We start from the raw sequence: 21,604 nt of genomic DNA on the forward strand, positions 1-21,604 counted from the left end.
TTAGTGCCCGTAAGTTCTTGGTTTTGTGTAGTAGTCGATCAGCGGAACACACATGTTGCCTAGCAAAACGGAAAAAGCAACACCGTCAGGGAATCCACCCCAAGCCCTAATCACGAATATCATGACACCAACAAAACAACCAAAAATAATACGGCCTTTGACCGTAGTTGATGCCGTTACTGGGTCAGTGGCAATGAAGAAGGCCCCAAGCATCGTTGCTCCAGAGAGTAAATGTATTAGAGGTGATGAGATCGTTTCTGGAGCGATTAGCCAACCAATAGCACTCGAGAGAGAAATGCCAGCTAACACCATTGTCGGAATCTGCCATTGAATCACTCTAAGTTTAAGTAGCAGTAAACCACCGATGAGATAGGCAATATTTACCCATTGCCAACCGATACCAGCCAGTGAGTTAAACTGCGGTGTCGAAAGCGCATCTTGCATAGAGTGCCCGGCGTGTAAAGACGTTCTAATCGTATCAAGTGGCGTCGCCATTGTGATACCATCCACGCTAAGACGAAGCTGTTGCAAGGAAAGGCCACTACCACTGTAGCCAGTAAAAATCACTTTTAAACAATCTGACAGTGACGTTGGGTTACCCAGCAAATCAGCGGGCGGTAGCCAACTGGTCATTTGCAGCGGGAAGGCAACAAGTAATACAACGTATCCGATCATGGCTGGATTAAACGGATTTTGTCCTAATCCTCCGTAAAGTTGCTTTGCAACAACGATAGCGAAGAGAAGACCGATGGTGATAACCCACCATGGAGCCAGAGGTGGTATAGAGACCGCTAACAACCACGCGGTGACAATACCGCTGTAATCCCTAATGTACGCTGTCGTTTTGCGTTTGCGCAGTAATGCTATGGTTAGTTCCAAAAATAAACTGAATACAATAGCAAAAATGAGCTGAATTAACGTTCCCCATCCAAAAAAATAGCATTGAGCCAGAAGACCGGGAAGGGCTGCGATTGCAACCCATTTCATCACATCTGAAGTTTTTCTTTTTGTATGCGTGTGAGGGGAACTCGTTATGAAAAACGCCACTTATTTATTCTCCTCTGAGTCTTTTTCTTTTTCCTGATGAGCCTTACGTGCTTTGGCTCGGGCTATAGCCGCTGCGACTGCAGCTTTTTTCGGATCATCTTGAGTGTCAGCCGATGGTGCTACGTCGGTAGCGCCTTGTTGGTCGCTCTCAGTTGTTGCTTCTTGCTGAGCCTTGCGAGCTTTAGCTCGGGCTATGGCCGCTGCGACAGCGGCTTTTTTCGGATCATCTTGAGTGTCAGCCGATGGTGCTACGTCGGTAGCGCCTTGTTGGTCGCTCTCAGTTGTTGCTTCCTGCTGAGCCTTACGAGCTTTAGCTCGGGCAATAGCCGCAGCGACAGCGGCTTTTTTCGGATCATCTTGAGTATCAGCCGATGGTGCTACGTCGGTAGCGCCTTGTTGGTCGCTTTCAGTTGTTGCTTCCTGCTGAGCCTTACGAGCTTTAGCTCGGGCAATAGCCGCCGCGACAGCGGCTTTTTTCGGATCATCTTGAGTATCAGCTGATGATGCCGCGTCGGTAGCGTCTTGCTGACTGTTCTCAGTTGTTGCTTCCTGCTGAGCCTTACGAGCTTTTGCTCGGGCAATGGCCGTCGCGACTGCAGCTTTTTTCGGATCATCTTGAGTGTCAGCCGATGAGGCTACGTCGGTAGCGCCTTGTTGGCCGCTCTCAGTTGTTGCTTCCTGCTGAGCCTTACGAGCTTTGGCTCGGGCAATGGCCGCCGCGACTGCAGCTTTTTTCGGATCATCTTGAGTGTCAGCCGATGAGGCTACGTCGGTAGCGCCTTGTTGGTCGCTCTCGGTTGTTGCTTCCTGCTGAGCCTTACGAGCTTTGGCTCGCGCAATAGCCGCTGCGACAGCAGACTTTTTATCCTGATCTGCGTTCGTCTCTGACTCGGATGTTTCATTGGCCTTTTCGGCCTTTCTTTCTCGAGCAAGACGTTTTCGCTCTTCTCTGAGCTTCATCATTTCAGAATTGTCTGGGATTTCTGAATTTTCTTTTACTGCGTTATTTTGCTTCTCTTTCGCTCTAGCGATAGCTGCAGCTACAGCCGGTTTAGGCTGATTACTACTTACGGTAGTCTGTTTTGCTTTTACACGTTCGATTGCAGCCGCGATAGCATCCTCACCACCGTTCTCCTGCTGCATTTTTTGTCGACGTTGTTCTGCTGCTTTCTGGAAGCGATCTTCTCGCTCTTGTTTTTCTCTTTCCATACGAGCTTTCTTCTCTTCGAAGCGCTCTTTTGCTCTTTCTGCGGCAATAGCGTCTGCCTTTCTGGTGCGTATTTCTGCTTTGGCCTGACGATAATAATGAACAAGCGGAATTTCACTCGGGCAAACATACGCACAGGCACCGCATTCAATACAGTCTTTTAAATTAAGCTCTTCACACTTTTCGAATTCTTCCGCTTTTGCATGCCAAAAAAGTTGTTGGGGTAAAAGTGAAGCAGGGCAAGCTTCTGCACACGCTGTACATCGAATACAGGCTAACTCTTCAGAGGAACCTGAAAGTTCACGTCGTGTAGGGGCAAGTATGCAGTTAGCGATTTTTGTTATGGGGACCTGACTGTGAGGTAAGCTGAATCCCATTAGTGGTCCACCCATAATCAAACGAGGCAGTTTCTTATCCTCTTTGTAACCAAATTGATTCAGCAATGACTGTATTGGTGTGCCCAAGCGTACCCATGCGTTCTGCGGATGCTTAAAGGCTTTACCTGTAAGGGTGACAACTCGCTGTATTAGAGGCTCGCCGTCGAGTACCGCCTTCTTAATGGCATGGACGGTTCCTACGTTAAGTACCATCTGCCCAATATCAGTGGATCGTCCACCACTAGGTACTTCTAAGTTTGTCAGAATCTTAATGAGCTGTTTTGCGCCACCTGATGGGTATTTCGTTGGAACGACACGAATGACGACATCATCTCGATGTGCAGCGGCTTTATTCAATGCGGCAATCGACTGAGGCTTATTATCTTCGATACCGATTATCGTCAGTTTAGGTGAAAGAATGTGCTCTACGATCTCGATACCGGCGATGATTTCTTCAGCGTGTTCTCGCATCAATGCATCATCTGCTGTGATATATGGCTCACATTCCGCAGCATTGATGATCAACATTTCTATTTTTGATTGGCCAGATTCAATTTTTCTCGCTGTAGGGAAACCAGCTCCACCCATACCTGAAATGCCTGACTGACGAATAGCTTCTATTAGATCTTCTGCCGAGTAATCCTTAAAGTTAGGTATAGGGTGTTTATCTCCCCATGTATCTTTAAAGTCAGGCTTAATGATAATACAAGGCTCTGCTAGTCCTGATGGATGAGCGACCGTTCTTGGCTCAATTGCCGTGACAGTGCCTGAAGTCGGTGCGTGAACAGGAACACTGAAGGCGGTAAGGCACTTCGTAAGTGGTTGCCCTTTAAGAACTTTGCTCCCAGTTTGGACCAGAAGATCTCCCACTTTGCCTATATGTTGCTTTAGAGGAAGAATTAATTCATCGGGAAGTTCGGCAACAGCCAGCGGTTTTTTTGTGGATTGTTTCTTATTTTCGGGTGGATGGATCCCACCAGGAAAGTCCCAAATTTTACCGGATTTAATTTGCTCGATTAATGACAACATACCTGACCTTACTTCACGCTTGTCTGAGCGTGCTGCTCAGCTTCAGTAACATTAACAACCGGAATTGCATTTAGCTGCCATTTCCATGTTTCTGGTGTTGTGTTGACAGGGATCATCTCAATACAGTCAGTTGGGCATGGCGCGACGCACAGGTCACAACCCGTACATTCGTCTTTGATCACCGTATGAAGTGCTTTGGTCCCTCCGACAATCGCGTCAACAGGACATGCCTGAATACACTTAGTACAACCAATACACATATCTTCGTGAATAAAAGCGACTTTCTTTACTTCTTCTTCGAGATCGTGTGCTGACTCAGGAACGTCTACACCCATTAGATCAGCCAGCTTTTCTATAGTTGCTTGACCGCCAGGAGGACATTTATTGATGTTGTCGCCGTTTGCAATTGCTTCAGCATAAGGACGGCATCCTGGATATCCACATTGACCACACTGAGTCTGGGGCAGAATAGTATCGATTTGATCGACAATTGGATCGGCTTCAACCTTGAATTTAATTGAGGCAAAACCAAGAATCGCACCAAAAATAGCAGCGAGTGCTACTACTGCTAATACGGCAATTAGTATTGTACTCATTAAAGTTTCACCAACCCTGTAAAGCCCATAAATGCAAGTGACATAAGGCCAGCAGTAATCATTGCAATGGAAGCACCTTTAAACGGAGCAGGAACATCTGCAACGCTGATACGTTCACGCATTGAAGCGAAGAGAATTAAGACTAACGAAAAGCCAAGTGCGGCTCCAAACCCGTAGATTATCGATTCAATAAAATTATGATTCTCATTGACGTTAAGTAACGCAACCCCGAGCACTGCACAGTTGGTTGTAATCAAGGGGAGGAAAATACCCAGTAACCGATAGAGCGTCGGACTGGTTTTGTGGACAACCATTTCTGTAAACTGAACTACGACCGCAATAACGAGAATAAAGCTCATGGTTCGTAGATAAGCGATCCCTAAGGGCTGCAATATATAGGTTTCAACCAAGTAGGAACACACAGAGGCAAGGGTTAACACGAATGTAGTTGCTAACCCCATACCAATTGCTGTTTCAAGTTTTTTTGAGACGCCCATAAATGGGCAGAGGCCCAAGAACTTTACCAGTACAAAGTTGTTAACCAGTACAGTACCAATTAACAACAAAATATATTCGGTCATAATTATTTAAGTGTGATAGTCCGATCGCATTATTATCGCGCCTTGTAGAGTCAATAACAACCAGGGAAAACTAAGGTTTTAGCGGCTGAACATTTAATGAACGCAAAACTTACGATAAATACACAGATGTAGAAAAAAAGTAGTAATAGATTCATGCGCCTATGCAACACACCTAAGAAAATTCCTATCCAGAAAAAGGATTAATCCATAATTTAATTATGGAGATTTAAGCTGTGATCTGTAGTTAAGCGATGACCTATGCGTATAGCGTTAAGTTTAACATATTCAGTCTAAAAAGTAGAAATCAAAAGGGCGTCATTTATCGGTCGGATAAACGAGTCGGATAAGCAAGTTATGGAGAGTGACTCGTCTAAACAACACAGCAATCAATAATATTACTATTGAGTGTTCGACAGACTTAATTGCATGCAGCGGAAAATTATTTCTGAACACGGAGTTTAGAAATGAAAAAGCCCAGTCGACTGACTGGGCTCTCAGAATATGGCTCCCCCTGCAAGACTTGAACTTGCGACATACGGATTAACAGTCCGCCGTTCTACCGACTGAACTAAGGGGGAATTTTCAAACGCGGCGAATGTTAACGATCCCACCCTGAGATGTCAACGAAATCAAAATAAAAAAAGTTAAAAATAATTCTTTACTTTTCTGCAGCCCTTACGTGTTCTCAGCTACATATGCTTATCCACTGATTTTGTGGATAAGTGTGTGGATGAAGTCTGATTAAAATAAATGCCAGAAGGAGAGAGTAGGTGTTTTTGCAAGTAATGTTGTTTGTATCTATCTGATTTTTATTGTTATTAATTTTTTATCCACATTTTAAACTATGCGTATTTATGAGATAGATATTGACATGAATCTGACATTTCTAAGTCATTTTGGGGAAAAGCGGTGGATTATTTTTTCTAAAATTGGATGAGGATATCCGGAAGGGGAAAGAATAATATCAAAGCTTAATTAGGAAGGCTATAAGAAAAACTAGAAAATTTAAATTTCTGACAAAGAAGAGTTGCATCGGTTTCCTCTCTGCAGGGATAATTGAACAATTATGTATCTTAGGCTACGGATGAAATATGAGTAAAGCGTTTGAACTTAAGTCTGCTTATGCACCTTCGGGAGATCAACCTACTGCGATTGCAAAGCTGCTTGACGGTATCGACTCTGGTTTGGCGCATCAAGTCCTTCTCGGTGTTACTGGCTCGGGTAAAACGTTTACCCTAGCGAACGTAATAGCAGAAGCTCAGCGGCCTGCTATCCTACTGGCTCCAAATAAAACGCTTGCAGCGCAACTTTATGGAGAGATGAAATCCTTCTTCCCTAATAATGCGGTCGAGTACTTTGTTTCCTACTACGACTATTACCAGCCAGAAGCTTATGTACCGACAACTGATACCTTTATCGAAAAAGATGCCTCTGTAAACGCGCATATCGAGCAAATGAGACTTTCGGCAACCAAGGCACTACTAGAACGTAAAGATGCGATTATAGTTGCTTCTGTGTCAGCGATATATGGTCTTGGCGATCCCGACTCTTACCTTAAAATGATGTTACATATTCGCCGGGGTGACGTATACGATCAGCGTGATATGTTACGTCGACTTGCTGAGTTGCAATACTCGCGAAATGACGTGGGTTTCGAACGTGGACAGTTTCGAGTTCGTGGGGAAGTTATTGATATATTTCCTGCAGAATCTGATCAAGAAGCGGTTAGGATTGAGATGTTCGACGATGAAGTCGAAAATATCAGCCTGTTTGATCCGTTAACCGGAGTCGTCGTGCAAAATAATTTGCCTCGTTTCACCGTCTATCCTAAAACACACTACGTAACACCTCGTGAGCGTTTACTGGAAGCCATTGATAAAATTCAAGATGAACTACGTGGTCGCAAACAGTATTTTCTAGATAACAATAAGCTGTTAGAAGAGCAGCGTATCAGTCAGAGAACACAGTTCGATGTAGAAATGATCAATGAGTTAGGCTTCTGTTCTGGCATTGAAAACTACTCTCGTTATCTTAGTGGTCGAGAAGAAGGTGAGCCGCCACCAACCCTTTTCGACTATTTACCCCATGATGGTATTTTAATTATCGATGAGTCACACGTTACCGTCCCTCAGATTGGAGCAATGTATAAAGGGGATCGCTCTCGAAAAGAGACATTGGTTGAATTTGGTTTTCGTTTGCCTTCTGCTTTGGATAACCGGCCTCTTAAATTTGATGAATTTGAAGCGCTGGCGCCACAGACTATTTTCGTTTCCGCAACGCCCGGTCCTTACGAGTTAGAAAAGTCAGACGGTGAGATTGCAGATCAGGTCGTGCGACCGACTGGGTTACTGGATCCTGAGTTAGAAGTTCGACCAGTTGCTACTCAAGTCGACGATTTGCTGTCTGAAATTCGTATTAAAGCAGCTAAAGATGAGCGAGTTCTCGTCACCACGCTAACTAAAAGAATGGCCGAGGATCTGACTGAGTACCTTCAAGAGCATGATGTTAAAGTGCGTTACCTGCATTCAGACATTGATACTGTAGAGAGGGTTGAAATCATACGAGACCTGCGTCTGGGTGAGTTTGACGTTTTAGTTGGTATTAACTTATTGCGTGAGGGGTTAGATATGCCAGAAGTATCATTGGTTGCCATTTTAGATGCAGATAAGGAAGGCTTTTTACGCTCTGAACGTTCGTTAATCCAAACGATTGGCCGTGCTGCCCGTAATATCAATGGTAAAGCAATTCTGTATGCAGATCGTATTACTGGCTCAATGAAAAGAGCGATGGATGAGACGAACCGACGTCGTGAGAAGCAACAAGCATACAATGAAGAAAGAGGTATTGAACCACAGGCATTAAGGCGTGATGTCCGAGATATCATGGAATTGGGTGCGGTGGCGAAAGTTCACGGTAAAAGCCGTGGCAAATCCAAAGTGGTGCCATTATCTAAAGTTGCTGAAGACGCTGCGGGATATGCTGCAATGTCACCACAGGAACTTGATAAAGAAATTAAGCGTATGGAAGGAGAAATGTATCAGCATGCGCAAAATTTAGAATTTGAACTCGCCGCTCAGAAACGAGATGAGATTCAGGCACTACGTGAACAGTTTATTGAAAATAGCTAATTATCTCGTACGAAAAAAAAAGCCAATAGAAACTCTCTATTGGCTATCATTTTGTGAATAATTATTCACTAACAACGTCAGTTGGCTAGGTGACCCTTTCGGGTCAGTTTATATAAAGCATTTACCGTGCCAGTTTTTTTGTCAATAAATGTCATAATGAGAGCTTGTTTCAAAGTTTTTTGATAAATTAATTTGCAAACTGCAAATCGAGATGCAATTATATTGCAAAATGCAATTAAAAAGTCGGCTAGAATATGCAACTCGAAAATGTTTCGCAGAAGACAAAATATGTATTGATGGTAGAAGATACGGCATCCGTTGCAGTACTATACCGCTCTTATCTCACTCCACTCGATATCGACATTAATATTGTTGGTACGGGTAAAGATGCATTGGAGAGTCTCGAATTCCGAGAGCCTGATTTAATACTGCTCGACCTCCGTCTTCCCGATATGACAGGGATGGACGTTTTAAAAGAAGTAAAACGTCGTAACCCAGATGTCCCCGTTATTTTTATGACCGCCCATGGTTCTATCGATACTGCTGTTCAGGCAATGCGTTTTGGTGCCCAAGACTTTTTAATTAAGCCATGTGAAGCAGACCGATTGCGTGTTACGGTGAATAATGCGATTCGTAAGGCCAGTCGAATAAAAGCTCAGAGTGAAAATAGCTTAGGGCAAAATTACAAAGGCTTTATTGGCAGCAGCCAAACAATGCAGGCGGTATATCGAACGATAGACTCGGCAGCTTCAAGTAAAGCCAGTATTTTTATCACTGGAGAGAGTGGTACCGGTAAAGAAGTGTGTGCTGAGGCAATTCATGCCACGAGTAAACGCAGTGATAAGCCATTCATTGCTATCAACTGTGCCGCAATTCCAAAAGATCTTATTGAGAGTGAGCTTTTTGGCCATGTGAAGGGCGCCTTTACTGGTGCCGCTACTGATCGCCAAGGAGCGGCAGAACTTGCTGACGAAGGAACACTGTTTCTCGATGAACTGTGTGAGATGGATCTGGACCTACAAACAAAATTGTTAAGATTTATTCAGACAGGGACGTTCCAAAAAGTTGGCTCTTCAAAAATGAAGAGCGTTAATGTTCGGTTTGTGTGCGCGACGAATAGAGATCCATGGAAAGAAGTCGAAGAAGGTCGTTTTCGGGAAGATTTATATTACAGACTGTACGTCATTCCTTTGCATCTACCACCTCTTCGTGAACGTGGCGATGATGTTATTGAAATCGCCTATTCATTGCTTGGTTATATGGCCAAAGAAGAAGGTAAAGATTTTGTTCGTCTCGACCCTCAGGTTATCGATAGATTTATTCAATATGAATGGCCTGGCAATGTTAGACAACTACAGAATGTATTGAGAAATGTTGTAGTGTTGAACCAAGGTAAAGATATTACTTTGGAGATGTTACCACCACCGTTAAATAGACCTTCTAAGCCAGAGTTAAAATCTGAAGCTGAACTCACTTCTGTGATTGGCGAGAAAAAAATTTCAATTCAGGATATTATGCCGCTTTGGATGACTGAAAAATTAGCGATAGAGAGAGCTATTGATGCCTGCGATGGGAATATACCTAAAGCAGCAGGGTTTCTTGATGTCAGTCCCTCAACAATTTATCGTAAACTACAGTCTTGGAACGCGAAAGAGAGTGATTGATGGAAGTACTCAAGAATCAACAAACTATTGATGAATTAGCAAATGAAATTGGTGCAGAGAATATTCCTATGCTCTTGGCCATTTTTCTCAATGAGCTCTCTGAGTATCTTGATATATTCAATCACTGCGAAGATTCACAAAAAGTGACTCATCTAACGGACATCAGTCATGCATTAAAAAGTAGCGCTGCTAGCTTTGGGGCAGATGCATTATGTCAGCTCGCGATATCAATTGATAGCAAAGCTAAGCAAGATACTCTGAGCGACATTAACAGTGAAGTTAAAGCGTTGACCCAATTAATAGAAGAGACCAGATCGACCTATGAGCGCTCAGTGAGCTAATATTTCAGGTTCGAATATTATCTCGTTAAGAGCCTCTCGCAACTTTTCTCGGTCGTGGCGCCAACGGCGACCAGAAGAAGCCAGAGGCTTTTCTACAAATTGAATCTGCAACTGCTTAGAGGGGACTTTTTCTCCGATAATCAGGTCTATTTTTCTTCCGTGACATGCGTTCTCACACCAGTTGATTTCTTCTTCAAATGTCATCTTTCCTGCAGGCCCATATTCTGGTGCAAGATTCTGAATAAATAGTAGTTTCGCTTTTTTATTACGAGCAATTGCTTGACTAATCCCTTTGAGAAGAAGTGGTGGCATTACACTAGTCAGAAAGCTGCCTGGTCCGAGAATGATAATATCCGCACAACTAACTGCAGTAACGGCTTCCTCTGTTGCGGGGATATTGGGACTTAAATCAAGGTGGAGAAGTGCTTCTTCACTTGCATCGACACCGGTCTCTCCATAAATTGACTTTCCGGTCTTTGTGATACCAGTGAGATCCGCTGGATGCTCTGACATTGGTACGATATTGACGTCGACCTGGAGTAGGTCTCGAATCAGTTCGATTGCTTTTAATGGCCTAACCGAAAGATCATCCAAAGCGGTAAGAATTAGGTTACCCAAATTATGTCCTTCGAGTTCACCATGGCCACGAAAACGATATTCGAAAATCATTGAAGGAATCGTTGGATCTGTAATCAATTGATTAATGCAGTTTCTCGTGTCACCCCAAGCTATACCACCTCGCGTTTCACGTATTCTACCTGTTGAGCCCCCGTTATCGGTTGTCGTCACAATTCCGGTTACGTTTGTTCCGTGATCTTTTAAAGCAGACAGAACTCGACCTAAGCCGTGCCCGCCACCAATAGCAACAATTTTCTTATTCATTTCTTCTATTTATGTTCAACCCACTTATCTAAGCTATAGATTAGCGGATATTGAAGGAAAAGTGATAAATTTTATGAATTACATAGAGCTAAATGATATTGCTGGCAGAGATTAAAGAATTATTCCCCAAATCCTGTGTGCTAAATTTCAAATCAGTGTCAAAAGTTACGTTTAGTAAACATTTAAAGTGTTCTATAGATAACATCTATCAATGAAATTGGATAATTCCATTTAGTATTTTTACAAAATTCGATCAAACTTAAAGCGATCAAAGCATATCTACCGTGCTAAGGAGATTATATGGAATCGCTAAAAGTTAAAGACTACATGACTCATCATCCAATTACCTTTACAAAGGAGATGTCGCTAACTGCTGCATTGGACAAACTGATTGAGTCTGACAGTCTGGGTGGTCCGGTCGTTGATGATATTGGCAATGTGATTGGGTTTATTTCAGAGCAAGACCTGTTAGATAAACTCGTTAAGGTAAGTTACTACTGTCAAGATAGCTATGTAGTAGGTGACTGTATGAGCAACAACGTATTGTCGGTCAACATCGATATGCCGATCATTGAGTTGGCTGATCTGATGAAAGTGGGTAAACCTAAAGTATACCCAGTTGTTGCAGACTCCCGTTTAGTCGGTTTAATCAATCGTCGTGCGGTGCTAAAGGCAATTAATGAAAATCTGAAAAGTTGTTTTTCTCATCAGGTATAACCTGAATATTGAGGGGTTTGTGACATATATCACATATAATTGTCGTCCTGTTTTTCTGTTTAATTGAAAGTGTGATTTATGGTGCTTTATCCCTCCATGCTAAACGGTATGGTTGTGCTTGAGCATAGTTGATGCATTTGGAGGAATTAATGTCACAAACCGTTTTTCATCTTGGAATTAGTAGCGAAGACTTGCAAGGGGCTAAGCTCGCTATTATGCCTGGAGATCCAGATCGGGTTGAGAAGATTGCAGCTCATATGGACTCGCCAGTTCAACTAGCGAGACATCGAGAATATAACAGCTACTTGGTCAAACTTAATGGACTTCCAGTAGTCATATGTTCAACGGGAATTGGGGGGCCATCAACATCAATTGCAGTTGAAGAACTTGCTCAATTGGGTGTAAAGACATTTCTTCGTGTGGGCACAACGGGAGCAATTCAGCCTCATATTTCTATTGGAGACATAATTGTTACCACAGGGGCTGTTCGTTTAGATGGAGCCAGTTTGCATTTTGCACCTATGGAGTTTCCTGCGGTAGCGAACTTTGATGTTATGGTTGCTATTAAGTCGGCGGTTGATGAACTCAATCTCAAAGGTCATACCGGTATTACGGCATCAAGCGATACGTTCTATCCAGGGCAAGAGCGATACGATACGTTTTCAGGAAGAGTCGTTAGACGATTCCAAGGATCCATGAAAGAGTGGCAAGAAATGGGAGTGCTTAACTTCGAGATGGAGGCAGCTACTCTTTTCACTATGTGTGCTAGCTCGGGATTAAGGGCTGGCTGTGTGGCGGGCGTTATTGTTAATCGTACTCTAGCCGAAACGCCCGATCATGAATTGGCAAAAGCAGCAGAGTTAAATTCAATTAAGGTCGTTATAAAAGCAGCAGCTAAGTTACTCAAAACAGCTTAAACTGCACATTGAAATGAATTAAAAAGGGAGATATGTCATATCTCCCTTTCGCTTTTCTAGTTTAAGCTGTCATTAACTTTGGGAGAGGTTGGTACAAAGTTTCAGTCAGCTCAGTCAACATATGATCGTATACGTGAGCAATGCTCAATGATATGTCTGCTGTTAACTGATACATTTCACTCATCGTCAGCTCAAGATTAACGTCATCGTGCAATTCAGCTAAAACTTGAACCGCTTTTGCGCAGGATGGGGCAGAAATCGAAAGTGGGCTGATTAACGCCATATGATTTAATTTGCGTCTTACTACATCAGAATAATGTTGTAAACGGACCCTGCCTTCTTGAGTTTCCATATCTTCTATGCAGATACGAAGTTGAGTGAGAGCATCCATTGTATCGATGATCTGCTGCCAGTTCATATGGTATTCGTCACTTAGGTCTTCTCGATTGACGTCGACCAGCCATGCTAGCATTACTTCATCCATAAGAAACATGCAGTGCCGTATTGCTTTACCATGAACCATCTGGTTTCGAGCAATATTGCGATCTTCCCATTCCGTGACCAAAGCTTTAAGTTTTAACTGCAAAACTCGGTACATAGGTTTATTGTCACCAGGAGCAATCGATATCAGATGGTTCGTCTTATCTATCAAAGTATCCTGAAGATGTTCGACCTCGGATTCTCTTTGCTCACCGAACATTAATGAGTGATGAGTCGCACTTCGATGCTGACGGCACAGGTATAATACCTGTCGTAGATCGATAAGGAGTTCGAATTTTTTTTGAAGAGTTGATTCACGCTGTTTGGCCAGATAGAACATAAACCCCAATATGCCTACTGATATCAACATCGAAACGATAACAAACATAACCAACTCCTTGCTAGTATCCATACTAATTCCTTCTATGCATAGATGGTGCCAGGAAAATACTTTATACAAATCAATGGTTTAACTTATGGTTAACAATTGATTTGCTTTGTTTTGGTGCAAGTTGACGTTGTGGATCGCTTTGATTAGTGCCTCCTTAATTGAAAATCCCCGATATTAGATATATCGGGGATTTATTAGCGATTACATAATTCTCATGCCAGGTTGAGCACCTTCATGTGGTTCAAGTATCCACAATTCGCTGCCACCAGGGCCTGCCGCTAGTATCATCCCCTCAGACATACCAAACTTCATCTTTCTCGGTTTTAGGTTCGCAACCATGACAGTAAGTTTACCCACCAAGTCTTCTGGCTTGTATGCTGATTTTATTCCTGAGAATACTTGTCTCATTTCACCACCAATATCAAGCTGGAACTTCAAAAGTTTGTCAGCTTTTGGTACAGCTTCACATGAAACAATTTTTGCAACACGTAAATCGACTTTGGCGAAATCATCAAAGCTAATCTCTTCCGCGATGGGATCTTTACTCAATTCTGTTTCTGGCTGAGCCGATGCTTTTTCCGCGGCAGCATCTTCTTTAGATGCGTCTATCATCGCTTCGATATTTTTGGGGTCAATGCGATTGAATAGAGCTTTAAATTTGGTTACCTCATGGTCAACCAGAGGAGAACTCAATGATTCCCAGCTAAGTTCTTGGTTCAAAAATGCTTCACTACGAGCCGCAAGTTCTGGCATGACAGGTTTGAGGTAAGTCATGATAACTTTAAACAAGTTAATACCAACTGAACATACATCTTGCAGTTCCTGATCTTTGCCTTCTTGTTTTGCAATAACCCAAGGCGCTTTATCATCTACGTATTGGTTTGCTTTGTCAGCGAGTGCAGTGATTTCACGAATCGCGCGACCAAACTCACGTGTTTCGTAGAACTCAGAAATACGCTCTGCAGCCGCCGCAAACTCGTTGTAAAGAGCTGGTTCAACACAGGTTGCAGACAGTTTTCCGTCAAATCGTTTAGCGATAAAGCCAGCGTTTCGAGATGCGAGGTTAACGATCTTGTTAACAACATCGGCGTTGACACGTTGAGTGAAATCTTCAAGGTTAAGGTCAAGATCATCAATACGGCTATTTAATTTAGCAGCGTAGTAGTAACGAAGACACTCAGGATCAAGATGGTTGAGATACGTGCTAGCCTTAACGAAAGTGCCTTTCGATTTTGACATTTTTGCACCATTCACAGTCACATAGCCGTGAACGAATACGTTGTTTGGCTTACGGTAACCTGCACCATCAAGCATCGCCGGCCAGAATAGACTATGGAAGTAAACAATATCTTTGCCGATAAAGTGATATAGCTCTGCTGAACTATCTTGCTTCCAGTATTCGTCAAAGTTAATGTCACCACGTTTATTACATAGGTTTTTGAACGACCCCATATAACCAATAGGCGCATCTAGCCAAACATAAAAATATTTACCAGTCTCACCAGGAATTTCAAAGCCAAAATAAGGCGCATCACGGGAAATGTCCCACTGTTGTAGACCTGATTCGAACCATTCCTGCATCTTATTTGCAGTTTCTGCCTGAAGTGAGCCAGAACGAGTCCATGCTTTAAGCATGTCTTCAAATTTTGGTAAGTCAAAAAAGAAATGTTCTGAGTCTTTTAAAACTGGAGTTGCACCAGAAACGGCTGATTTCGGATTGATAAGTTCGGTAGGGCTGTAGGTTGCACCACAGGCGTCACAGTTATCACCGTACTGATCTTCTGATTTACAGCTAGGGCAAGTGCCCTTAACAAAACGATCAGGAAGGAACATTTCCTTTTCCGGGTCGTAAAGCTGAGAAATTGTGCGGCTTGAGATGTAGCCATTTTCTTTTAGCTTGAGATATATGTGAGACGATAACTCGCGGTTTTCATCACTATGAGTACTGTGGTAGTTATCAAAACTGATATCAAATCCAGCGAAATCCTTCTGGTGCTCTGCGCTAACCGAAGCGATCATTTCTTCAGGCGTCATACCCATCTGTTGAGCTTTAAGCATTATTGGCGTGCCATGGGCATCGTCAGCACAGATGAAGTTTACGGTATTGCCACGCAGGCGTTGGTAACGTACCCAAATATCCGCCTGGATATGCTCAAGCATATGTCCAAGGTGAATAGAGCCGTTTGCATACGGCAGGGCGCATGTTACCAAAATTTTTCTTGGATCAGTTGCCATACTTAATTATTCGCTTTATTTGATAGGTATAAATGTGTCCGACAATACTAACCGATGAGGCGTTACACGCCAAGGTTCAGCGGGGGGATTACCTCAATTTTTTCAGGGTTCTGTATTGCATTGAGTGGTGGTAGCATACCAGAAACAGGAGGGCGGGTATGCGACAATTTAAATGCAAAGAAGATTTTGTTGAGTGGTTGAGTGAATTTTATCACTTCTCTCTTATTCCCGGGTGGGCAACGGTTCCCGGTTTTGTAAGTATAACTAATGACAAACTTGATATATCGATTCCTTTTGCAGCGGATTCATTAGTCGGAGAACTTACTGATTGGATATTGGCTCAGCAGGCAGAGTTGGATGTGTCGTTCCCATTTTCCGTTACATGCCGAGTGAAGCAACTCACTACCTCTTTGGGTAAGTATACTCGTGGTGTAAAGAACATTATTGCGGTTTCTTCGGCCAAAGGTGGCGTTGGTAAGTCTACGACTGCAGTCAATCTGGCGTTAGCCTTATCTTCAGCTAATTCCAAGGTGGGTTTGCTTGACGCGGATATTTATGGTCCTTCCGTGCCACTTATGCTGGGTACGAAATCTCAATCCCCTGAGGTTGTAGAAGAGAAATGGATGAAGCCTATCTTAGCCCATGGTATTTACACTAATTCTATTGGCTATTTGGTGAGCGATGATGAAGCTGCAATATGGCGAGGTCCAATGGCATCGAAAGCGCTGCAGCAGTTGCTCAACGAAACATTGTGGCAGGATTTAGATTATCTGGTCATCGACTTGCCGCCGGGTACTGGCGATATCCAGCTGACCTTGGCACAACAAATACCGGTTACCACGGCTGTTGTCGTCACAACACCGCAAGATCTGGCGTTAGCAGATGCGAAAAAAGGCGTAGCAATGTTTGAAAAGGTTCATGTTCCTGTGGCCGGATTTATTGAGAACATGAGTTATCATATTTGCAGTCAGTGCGGTCATCATGACGATATTTTTGGTCATGGTGGCGTTGATAAATTAGCTCAGGATTTTGGTCTACCAGTCCTAGCTAAACTCCCATTGCATACCGATATTCGAGAAGATATTGATGAAGGGCGTCCTACGCTTATTCGTCGTCCAAAGTCTGAGCATAGTCAGATGTATCTGGAGTTGGCCGAATTATTAGCGAGTCAGCTATTCTGGCAAGGCAAGGTTAAACCAGACGAGATTCCAGTTATGACCGTATGATGCAAATAGGCACATATTGATGTAATCGATTGTATGCGTGCTGGTGTTTTTTAGACCATAATTAATTGATACTTTTAGTTAAACTGAACTGGTATCGCTGGTTGGTTATTACTATAATCACGCGCGAATTCATTCCACACCAAATCACTGACTGGGTGCACATACATGTCTGAAAACAATCAATGCGTCATTATCGGCATTGCTGGCGCGTCTGCTTCAGGAAAAAGCCTTATAGCAAGCACTATCTATAACGAATTACGTGCAAAAGTCGGCGACCATCAAATTGGAGTGATCACGGAAGATTGCTATTACAAAGATCAAAGCCATCTTAGTATGGAGGATCGAGTTAAAACAAACTACGATCATCCGAGTGCACTCGATCATAACCTGCTCTGTGAACATCTAGAGCAATTGATGCGTGGTGAAGCTGTTGATGTACCTGAATACAGTTACTCGGAGCACACTCGTACTTCACACACTAAGACGATGACACCGAAGAAAGTTATTATCCTTGAAGGTATTCTGCTTTTAACCGATCCTCGTTTGAGAAAGTTGATGCATGCGACTATCTTTATGGACACGCCACTCGATATATGCCTTCTGCGTCGTGTTAAACGTGACGTAGAAGAAAGAGGAAGAACGATGGAATCGGTTCTGACTCAGTATCAAAAGACGGTACGCCCTATGTTTTTACAGTTTATTGAGCCGTCTAAGCAATACGCAGACATTATCGTGCCTCGCGGTGGTAAAAACCGAATTGCGATTGACGTACTGAAAGCGCATATAGCAAGATTATTAAAATCTTAACGTTTTTTATACATAACAATACTTTATTTTTGTTTTTAATAGTGGCACCGTGGAGTGCCACTTTTTTTAGCTGAGGTCAGGTACTGATGATAAAGAAATTACTGATTACGTTTGCTGTTTTAGTCTGTCTCATCGTTATTGCGGTCACGACACTGGTTTTTGTTGTTAATCCAAATCAATTTAAACCTTTGATTGTAGATGAAGTTAAAAAATCCACTGGGTTTGACTTAGCTATAAACGGCGATATTAGTTGGAAATTCTTCCCAACATTTGGCCTTGAACTTGGCGAGATTCAAGTTAAGAACCCTGAGGGGTTTAGCCGTCCTAATTTAGCCAAAGTAGGTAATGTCTCTGTTGACGTCGCTTTGGTTCCTTTGATGGATAACAAGCTAAAAATTGGGGAAGTTAACCTCGATGAGGCTGATATTCAGTTAGAAAAATTGAAATCAGGTAAAACTAACTACGAGATTTCGTCATCAGATAAAAAGGCAACATCTGAGGTATCGACTTCTGATACATCTGTGAACACCACGTCTGAGTCTGACGCCCAAAGTAATCCCTGGGCAGTTGAAGTGGAAGGTGTTGCTATCAATCATGCCAGGTTTGCCATGATTGATAAATCGACAAACAGTACAACAGCCATAAAAGACCTGACTTTTAGTGTTAGGGACTTTCAGTTCGATGCATGGTCTCCTTTCTCATTTAACGTTACTGGAAGCCTGAACGATCAGACGTTTGGTCTCGAAGGCAAGGGTGAGTTTAAAGTTGATCAGCAAGTAAAAAACTATGCTCTTAAAGATGTTGAACTGAGTGCAAACTATAAGACTCCTGACTTGAATATCGATGAGGCTACATTGGGTATCGCCTCATTTGAGCTAGGAAAACCGAGCCCCGTTCAGATGAACGTCTCGATGAAAGGTGATGGCGTTGCAGGTAAGATTCAAGGGCAAACGACTCTTTCTATTGATTCCGCATTTGATGTGATTCGTTTATCTGGATTGGCTTTGAAAGGGGATTTGTCGGGTAATACGTTACCGACAAATAAAGTAGAAGTTGATTTAAATTCGGATATTAGCTTTAACAACTCAGCTCAAAAAGTGTCTGTGACCATTCCTCAGCTCCTTGTTAATGATATGAGTTTGGATGGGCAAATGAATGCTGTGCTTGGTGATATTCCTAAAGTTCGTTTTGATTTTCATAGTAATAAACTTGATGTTGATAGCTTATTAGGTCAAAAAGACGGAGCTGGTCAAGCATCTACTGGTGCTAAAGAAGTGACCGGAAGCGGTAGTACAACGAAAGTGGCTGAAAAAGAGCCGGATCTTTCTATATTGAAGCAACTTGATATTGCGGGTTCTTTACGAGTCGATAAGTTTAAGGCGAGCAACATAGAATTAAGCAATATTACGACTGCAATGCAGATTAATGATGGTAAAGCAACGCTGAGTAAATTTGGCGCCGATCTCTATGATGGAACCATCACAGCGAAAGCATTATTAAATGGTACTAAAGCGACTCCCACATATAGTTTAGACGCTGATATCAAAAGTGTTCAGGTTCAACCATTGCTGGTTGCGGCGGCTGATAATGATATTTTGGAAGGAACAGGAGATATTACAGCATCTATCACGGGAAGTAGTCTAATTTCGGATAAACTGATGAAAAACCTACTTGGAACGATTCAGGTTAAGTTCTCAGATGGTGCGATCAACGGTATCAACGTCCCTCAAATGATTCGAGTGAATTACGCCAAGTTTAAAGGGGAAACACTCTCCGAAGAAGATACGGTTAAGAAAACTGACTTTAGTTCACTAACCTCAACGATCAATCTCAAGGGCGGTGTAGCTTCAACATCGAACCTTGCGATGTCATCACCCCTCTTACGTATACATGGGGAGGGCAGTGCCAACTACATTGAGAAAACGACTGACTTCCTTGTACGTACCTCTGTCGTGAAGTCATTGGAAGGTCAGGGTGGAAAAAGTATTGACGAGCTAAGAGATGTAACGATTCCAATTAAAGTCACTGGTCCATGGGCGAAGCCAAAGTATCGATTAGTTTTTGATGATGTGCTTAAACAAAAAGCGAACAAAGAACTGGATCGAGGATTGGAAAAATTGGATGGCAAGATAAAAGATGAAAAAACAAAAGAGGCTGTAAACAGCTTACTAAAAGGTCTACTCAAGTAAACCCGCTCTTCATAAGAGTAAAAAAGCCTGAACATCATTATGTTCAGGCTTTTTTTCAACGATAACGTACAACCGTGTTTCTAGCTATTACCAGTCGATGCCTCGGCGGGCTTTTAAACCCGATTCGAAAGCATGTTTCACGTTCTTAACTTCGGATACCGTATCTGCAAGCTCGACAATTTCTCGGTGTGCAGCACGACCCGTGATCACAACGGACTGCTCTTCTGGGCGGGTTTTTAACGCTTCCAGAACTTCTTCAAGCTCAATATAACCGTAGTTAACCATGTATGTCAGCTCATCAAACAAGATGACATCAATAGACTCATCTTTTAGCATGCGCTTACATTCTTGCCAAACAGCTTGTGCCGCTGCGGTGTCAGCTTCTTTATTTTGGGTTTCCCAAGTAAAGCCTGTTGCCATCACCTGAAATTCAACATCAAGCTTTTCCAGGAGATTTTTTTCTCCGTTATCCCATGTCCCTTTGATAAATTGAGCAACTGCACATTTTTGTCCGTGACCTACTGCGCGGGTTATGATCCCAAATCCAGCGGTCGACTTTCCTTTGCCGTTACCAGTAACGACCAAGAGTAGCCCTCTTTCTTCTTGCGCAGCAGCAACTTTAGCATCTACGCGCTCTTTTACTTTTTGTTGTCTTTCTTTATATCTCTGACTTTTGGCGTCTTCGTTCGACATCAACTCAATCCTTTCTTCGGTCTGCTAGTGTCATTCTAACGTAACTTTAATCAGGCAAAAACCTTGAAATAATCGCGGTCTATAGATTAGAAAATAACAAGTTAAAAAAACGCCCTTTAATAAAGGGCGTAAATGGAAAAAGACAGTTTTGAACTTAAACAACATTATATAACCTGTAATCTACAAGATGCTCAGGAGTATGTTTATGCAGGCGTTTTGCAATTGCCAAGACGACAATGTCAATGACAGGTTCAACAAAAATAACACTCATATAAGCGCCACCGAATAGGGCGATATCATGAATATTTTGCGTCGAAAACCCCTGTCCATAAATGGCCCAAAAAGCGACCCAAATAACAATTCCACCCTGATAAACAACAGAAAGGCGCAGTGCCTGACTGTATTTAATATCGACATAAGCAATACTCTCATCCACCATCCTATTGGCAAAGACTGACATTGCAAAGAGTGGAACTAGTAGAGTTGTTACATTCATTCCAAATTGAGGCAGGTCGAACGGTGCAAACACAAGACCTTGCGTCAGTAATCCTAAGGTCAACCCAGTCCCGGCTGCTGCAGATCCAAAAATCAGAAACAAAGATGAACCAAGGATTAGATGAACTTCGGATACGCCAATTGGCTGGTGGGGAAGAAGTTGGAAAAAGCTTAAGACCAATAATGTTGAAATTACTGATTTCAGAATAAATGAAAAACTGCCAGATTTGTTGATGTCAGATCGGACTTGTTTGGTGAGATAGCCGATTGCGAAGGCCGCTGTCGCGTAGCTGAGTATTATTTTATCTGGGCTGACTATTCCCGGCTCAATATGCATATATGACTCCTGTTTCCTACATCCCCGTAGGTTTGAACAAAGAAGATAAGATTGAATCTAGTGTCCGGACTTAGTACCACTAACTGTCCTTCCCAGCTTTGCCAGTGGCCAGTTATATTACTTCCATGATGTACATACCGTTGCGGGGGCAGTAACTGTTTGACTCAATCCATTAAGCGAACAGTTTTCCTAGTAGATAACAGGTTCTTATCATTCAATCCCTGATATGAAACGACGTGATTTCATCCACGAAGTATATTCTTTC

Annotated in this window: 17 protein-coding genes, 1 tRNA gene and 1 riboswitch; of the genes, 8 read left to right on the plus strand and 10 right to left on the minus strand. The window is 42.7% G+C overall.

Annotation, left to right across the window (positions count from 1 at the left end; all coding sequences use genetic code 11):
• The 5 genes from rsxD to EES38_RS07690 form a co-directional block, all read right to left on the minus strand.
• Complete coding sequence (gene rsxD / locus EES38_RS07670) at positions 1 to 1,047, minus strand: electron transport complex subunit RsxD (RefSeq protein ID WP_124936603.1); 1,047 nt, start codon at positions 1,045 to 1,047, stop codon at positions 1 to 3.
• Positions 1,048 to 3,660 carry an electron transport complex subunit RsxC gene (gene rsxC, locus EES38_RS07675; RefSeq protein ID WP_124936604.1) on the minus strand — a complete coding sequence of 871 codons (2,613 nt, stop codon included), beginning with the start codon at positions 3,658 to 3,660 and terminating at the stop codon, positions 1,048 to 1,050.
• A gap of 8 nt (positions 3,661 to 3,668) precedes the next feature.
• Entirely contained in the window at positions 3,669 to 4,256 is a 588-nt protein-coding gene (gene rsxB, locus EES38_RS07680) for an electron transport complex subunit RsxB (protein WP_124936605.1), read from the minus strand.
• The gene (gene rsxA, locus EES38_RS07685) at positions 4,256 to 4,837 is read right to left on the minus strand and encodes an electron transport complex subunit RsxA (RefSeq protein ID WP_124936606.1); all 582 of its coding nucleotides are present in this window, start codon (positions 4,835 to 4,837) and stop codon (positions 4,256 to 4,258) included. The genes rsxB and rsxA overlap by 1 nt, the downstream gene beginning before the upstream one ends.
• 502 nt (positions 4,838 to 5,339) lie before the next feature.
• Positions 5,340 to 5,415 (minus strand) — tRNA-Asn (locus EES38_RS07690).
• Positions 5,416 to 5,928: 513 nt separating this feature from the next.
• Between EES38_RS07690 and uvrB the strand changes: the two genes are divergently transcribed.
• The 3 genes from uvrB to EES38_RS07705 all read left to right on the plus strand — a co-directional run bounded on the left by uvrB (position 5,929) and on the right by EES38_RS07705 (position 9,970).
• The gene (gene uvrB / locus EES38_RS07695) at positions 5,929 to 7,965 is read left to right on the plus strand and encodes an excinuclease ABC subunit UvrB (RefSeq protein WP_124936607.1); all 2,037 of its coding nucleotides are present in this window, start codon (positions 5,929 to 5,931) and stop codon (positions 7,963 to 7,965) included.
• A 254-nt stretch (positions 7,966 to 8,219) separates the two neighbouring features.
• Positions 8,220 to 9,629, plus strand: coding sequence for a quorum-sensing sigma-54 dependent transcriptional regulator LuxO (gene luxO, locus EES38_RS07700; RefSeq protein ID WP_124936608.1), 1,410 nt, complete (start codon positions 8,220 to 8,222; stop codon positions 9,627 to 9,629).
• A complete protein-coding gene (locus tag EES38_RS07705; RefSeq protein WP_124936609.1) occupies positions 9,629 to 9,970 on the plus strand; it encodes an Hpt domain-containing protein in 342 nt (113 codons plus the stop codon). The genes luxO and EES38_RS07705 overlap by 1 nt, the downstream gene beginning before the upstream one ends.
• Here EES38_RS07705 and yvcK read toward each other — a convergent pair.
• Positions 9,959 to 10,852, minus strand: a complete 894-nt coding sequence (gene yvcK / locus EES38_RS07710; RefSeq protein ID WP_124936610.1) for a uridine diphosphate-N-acetylglucosamine-binding protein YvcK — start codon at positions 10,850 to 10,852, stop codon at positions 9,959 to 9,961. The two genes, EES38_RS07705 and yvcK, sit on opposite strands and share 12 nt — an antisense overlap.
• Positions 10,853 to 11,152: 300 nt before the next feature.
• Between yvcK and EES38_RS07715 the strand changes: the two genes are divergently transcribed.
• Both EES38_RS07715 and udp read left to right on the plus strand, forming a co-directional pair.
• On the plus strand, positions 11,153 to 11,569 hold the full coding sequence (locus EES38_RS07715; protein ID WP_124936611.1) for a CBS domain-containing protein: 417 nt from the start codon (positions 11,153 to 11,155) through the stop codon (positions 11,567 to 11,569).
• Positions 11,570 to 11,718: 149 nt separating this feature from the next.
• On the plus strand, positions 11,719 to 12,486 hold the full coding sequence (gene udp, locus EES38_RS07720) for a uridine phosphorylase (protein WP_124936612.1): 768 nt from the start codon (positions 11,719 to 11,721) through the stop codon (positions 12,484 to 12,486).
• A 61-nt stretch (positions 12,487 to 12,547) separates the two neighbouring features.
• Here the strand turns inward: udp and EES38_RS07725 are convergent, their stop codons facing one another.
• Positions 12,548 to 13,354: a hypothetical protein gene (locus EES38_RS07725; RefSeq protein WP_124937177.1), complete on the minus strand. Its 807-nt coding sequence runs from the start codon at positions 13,352 to 13,354 to the stop codon at positions 12,548 to 12,550.
• Between the two features lie 204 nt (positions 13,355 to 13,558).
• Complete coding sequence (gene metG / locus EES38_RS07730; RefSeq protein WP_124936613.1) at positions 13,559 to 15,592, minus strand: methionine--tRNA ligase; 2,034 nt, start codon at positions 15,590 to 15,592, stop codon at positions 13,559 to 13,561.
• A 158-nt stretch (positions 15,593 to 15,750) separates the two neighbouring features.
• On the opposite strand from metG, the gene apbC reads away from it, so the two are divergent.
• The 3 genes from apbC (at position 15,751) to EES38_RS07745 (ending at position 19,814) form a co-directional block, all read left to right on the plus strand.
• Complete coding sequence (gene apbC / locus EES38_RS07735; RefSeq protein ID WP_124936614.1) at positions 15,751 to 16,818, plus strand: iron-sulfur cluster carrier protein ApbC; 1,068 nt, start codon at positions 15,751 to 15,753, stop codon at positions 16,816 to 16,818.
• Between the two features lie 165 nt (positions 16,819 to 16,983).
• Positions 16,984 to 17,625, plus strand: a complete 642-nt coding sequence (udk, locus tag EES38_RS07740; protein ID WP_124936615.1) for a uridine kinase — start codon at positions 16,984 to 16,986, stop codon at positions 17,623 to 17,625.
• Between the two features lie 86 nt (positions 17,626 to 17,711).
• The gene (locus EES38_RS07745) at positions 17,712 to 19,814 is read left to right on the plus strand and encodes an AsmA family protein (RefSeq protein ID WP_124936616.1); all 2,103 of its coding nucleotides are present in this window, start codon (positions 17,712 to 17,714) and stop codon (positions 19,812 to 19,814) included.
• 87 nt (positions 19,815 to 19,901) lie between these two features.
• Here the strand turns inward: EES38_RS07745 and cobO are convergent, their stop codons facing one another.
• Both cobO and EES38_RS07755 read right to left on the minus strand, forming a co-directional pair.
• Positions 19,902 to 20,507, minus strand: coding sequence for a cob(I)yrinic acid a,c-diamide adenosyltransferase (gene cobO, locus EES38_RS07750; protein ID WP_124936617.1), 606 nt, complete (start codon positions 20,505 to 20,507; stop codon positions 19,902 to 19,904).
• A 154-nt stretch (positions 20,508 to 20,661) separates the two neighbouring features.
• The gene (locus EES38_RS07755) at positions 20,662 to 21,339 is read right to left on the minus strand and encodes an energy-coupling factor ABC transporter permease (protein WP_124936618.1); all 678 of its coding nucleotides are present in this window, start codon (positions 21,337 to 21,339) and stop codon (positions 20,662 to 20,664) included.
• 40 nt (positions 21,340 to 21,379) lie between these two features.
• A riboswitch (cobalamin riboswitch) is annotated at positions 21,380 to 21,569 on the minus strand.
• Between the last annotated feature and the right edge of the window lie 35 nt (positions 21,570 to 21,604).

Origin of the sequence: Vibrio viridaestus, from assembly GCF_003856525.1 — a bacterium.
GTDB classification, from domain to species: domain Bacteria; phylum Pseudomonadota; class Gammaproteobacteria; order Enterobacterales; family Vibrionaceae; genus Vibrio; species Vibrio viridaestus.